This window comes from Streptomyces parvus, from assembly GCF_014648875.1.
GTDB classification, from domain to species: domain Bacteria; phylum Actinomycetota; class Actinomycetes; order Streptomycetales; family Streptomycetaceae; genus Streptomyces; species Streptomyces parvus.
The window spans coordinates 1-3,557 of sequence record NZ_BMRY01000034.1 but is presented as its reverse complement, the minus strand read 5'-3'; the positions used below and the strand labels follow the sequence as shown (position 1 = coordinate 3,557).

2 protein-coding genes are annotated in these 3,557 nt (G+C 70.6%); both read right to left on the bottom strand.

The genetic code is table 11. From position 1 onward, the window contains the following. Window positions 1-1,496, bottom strand: a 1,496-nt coding sequence (locus tag IE140_RS35640; protein WP_229827180.1) for a condensation domain-containing protein, incomplete at its 3' end; no start/stop codon positions are given. Then, window positions 1,493-3,557 (bottom strand): condensation domain-containing protein (locus IE140_RS35635; protein ID WP_229827179.1); only part of this gene is annotated, 2,065 nt, incomplete at its 5' end. The genes IE140_RS35635 and IE140_RS35640, both read right to left, overlap by 4 nt.

Below are 3,557 nucleotides of genomic sequence, written 5' to 3'. Positions count from 1 at the left end.
AGTTGGTTGGCCTGGGTGTTGAGTTGGGCGTAGGTGAGGGTGGTGTTGTTGTGGGTGATGGCGGGGGCGTTGGGGGTGCGGGCTGCTTGTGCTTCGAAGAGCTCGGGCAGGGTGCTGCTGGTGGTGTTGGGCGTGGTGTGGGTGGTGGTGTGGTTGAGGAGGGTGGTGCGTTCCTCGTCGGTGAGGAGGTCGATCCGCCCCACCGACCGCCCCGCATCGGCGGTGAACAGATCCAGTACCCGGATCAGCGAGTCGAGGTAGGACTGTGCCTCAGCGCGGTCGACGATGTCGTCGCGGTAGTCCAGGCGCAGATGGAGCCGCCGACCCGGCGCGGCGATCAGGGTGAGCGGGTAATGGGTCGCGTCCCGTCCCCGGCTCAGGTCCGGAGCGATGCGCAAGCCGGGGCCCGACCGCTCGGCGGGGTCCTCGCCCCAGGGGTAGTTCTCGAAGACCAGTGAGGTGTCGAAGAGTTCGTTGTACCCGGCCAGACGCTGGATACGGGCAAGCCCCAGATGGTGGTGGGCCGTCAGAGCGGACTGCTCCTCCTGGATCCGGAGAACCGTGGAAAGCAGCGACTGCGCGGGATCCAGCGCGACCCGGACGGGAATCATCGCGATGAGGAGGCCGACCATGGACTCGACACCGGTGAGCTGAGGGTTGCGTCCCGCGACGACCGCACCGAACACGACGTCGTTCTGGCCGGTGCGGCGGCTCAGTACCAGCCCCCACGCCGCCTGCAGGACGCTGTTCAGCGTCACCCCGTCGCGGCGCGCGCGGTCCGCGAGCGCCGCGGTGCGGTCCTCGTCCAGCTCCAGGACGATGCGCTCCGGCATCCGTCCGGCACGTCCCGGGTCCGTCGGCCCGATCAGCGTCGCTCGCTCAAGCCCGGCGTAGGCCTCCCGCCACGCGACCTCCGCCGCCGCCTGGTCCTGCTGGGCCAGCCAGCCCAGGAACTGGCTGTACGGCGTCACCCGAGGCAGCTCCGCCGGGTCGCCCTGACTCTCGTACAGCGCGGTGAGCTCCCGCACCAGGATGGGGGTGGACCATCCGTCGAGCAGGATGTGGTGGGTGGTCATGATCAGCCGGTGGTGCTCCTCGCCCAGACGCGCGAGCAGGAAGCGCAGCAGCGGGGGCTCGGCCAGGTCGAACCGGTGGCTGTGCTCCCTGGCGGCGAGCCGGTCCAGCTCCTCGTCCGCTCCGGAGGCCGTCGGCGCCGACAGATCGACCTCCTTCCACGGCACCTCGACGTGACGCGCGATCGTCTGCACCGTCCGCCCCGACCCCACCTCCCGGAAGCCGGCGCGCAGGTTCGCATGCCGCTGCACCAGAGCGTCGACGGCCGTCCGCAGACGGTCACTGTCCAGCGCACCCCGGAGATCGAACACGTGCTGAACCGCGTACACGTCCGCGCCGTCCTGCTCGTAGCGGGAGTGGAACAGCAGCCCCTCCTGCATCGGGGAGAGCGGCAGGATGTCTTCCAGGCCCGACGACGTCATTTCTGATTCCTCCACGCGGCTTCGAGTTGATCGATGTCGTTCTGGCTGAGTGCGGTGAGCGGGAAGTCCGAGGGGGTGTGCCCCGGCGCGCCGGATCCCTCGGCGTGGCGGACCAGGCCGCGGATCGCCCGGAACCAGTCCTCGGCGAGGGTCCGGGTGTGCTCCTCGGCCCAGAGATCGGGGGCCCAGGTCCAGACGGCCTCCAGCTCCGGCCCACTCGGTGTGTCACGGACCATGGAGTTGACCTCCAGGCCGTGTGCCAGCGCCGTGGCCGGATCGGCCCCGCTCACCAGCCCGGCCTCCGGGGCGAAGCTCCACGCCGGATGCCCCGGGACGAGCGGAGTGCCCGCGGCGGGAAAGCGCCCGAGATAGTTGAACCCCAGCTGCGGTACGTTCCGGGCGGCCAGCTCGGGGCCGGCGTCGGGATGCAGATGGCGCAGCAGACCGAACCCCACACCCCGGTCCGGCGCGGCCCGAACCTGTTCCTTCACGCGCTTCAGGGCCTGGCCGAGGGCTTCACCGCCCTTGACGGCATCGGCCCAGGCCACCGGCCCCGGGTCGATCCGTACGGGGTGGATCGAGGTGAACCAGCCCACCGTGCGGGAGAGATCCACCCCCTCGACGATCTCCTCGCGCCCATGGCCTTCCACGTCCACCAGCAAGGCGGTGTGCCGTTCCCGCGACTGCCGGCGGCGCCACTGGGCGACTGCCAGGGCGAGCGCGGTGAGCAGCACGTCGTCGACACCACCGTGCACCGCGGCGGGAACCGTGGTGAGCAGCGGCCCGGTGACCTCAGGCGGAAGCGTCAGGGTGAGGTCGCGGGCCCGGCCGACGGTGTCCCGTCGCGGGTCCAGCCGTCGGCGGGTCAACAGGGGGTCGGCGCCGGTCAGCGTGTCCGTCCAGAACGTCGTCTCGGCCACCCTCGCCGGGCGACGGGCTTCGGCCGTCAGCAACTTCGACCACCGCCGCAACGAGGTGTGCACCGGTTCCAGCCGGGGCGTCGTGTCGGCGCGTACGGCTTCACAGGCGGCGACAAGGTCCGCGAGCAGTACCCGCCACGACACCCCGTCCACCACCAGGTGGTTCACCAGGAGCAGGAGCCGGCCCGGCCGCTGAGGTCCGGCGTCAAACCAGACGGCGTCGAGCATCACCCCGTTCTCGGCCGACAGACGCGCGGCCGACTCGGCCAGCCGGTCGCGCACCGACGACTCGTCGATTGGCCGGTCACCGACGTCGAAGCGGTGTACCGCCTCCTTCGCCGACACGGCGCCCACCGGCAGGACTTCCAGCGTCCACGGGCGGCCCCCCGTGCCGGCGGACACCTGGTTCCGCCTCAGCCGCAGTGCGTCGTGGTGGTCCAGAAGCGCTTGGACGGCGGCGGTGAGCCGGTCCTCACCCAGATCGGGCGGCACCGTCAGCAGCATCCCCTGGTGGAACGGGTCGACAGCGCCGTCGCGTTCGTCGAACCAGAGCATGATCGGGGTTGGTTCCACCGGGCCGACGCCCGATCCGTCGCTCGTGGCGGGCGATCCGCTCAAGCTCTCGGCGACCTCGGACAGCGCGGCCACCGTGCGCCGTTGGAAGACGTCCCGGATGGTGAAACCGACTCCCGCCGAGCGTGCCAGAGCGACCAGGCGGATCGAGACGATGCTGTCGCCGCCGAGCGTGAAGAAGTCGTCGTCGATCCCGAGCCGTTCCACACCCAGGGCCTGCGCGAACAACTCGCCGAGCAACCGCTCGCGTGCGGTGCGGGGCTCCCGCACCTCCGTGTCCGGGCGCGAGGCCGGGGCGGGATCGGGCAGCGCGGCTCGGTCGAGCTTCCCATTCACGGTCAGCGGCATGCGCTCCAACGGGACGAACGCGCTCGGAACCATGTACTCCGGCAGCCGGCGGCGCGCGAACTCCCGCACGCTCTCCATGGACGTCGTGTTGTTGGTGACGGTGTAGGCGATGAGTTGGGTGTTGTTGTTGTGGGTGTGGGGGATGACGGCGGCTTGGGTGATGTGGGGGTGGTCGGTGAGGGTTTTCTCGATTTCTGCGGGTTCGATGCGGAAGCCGCGG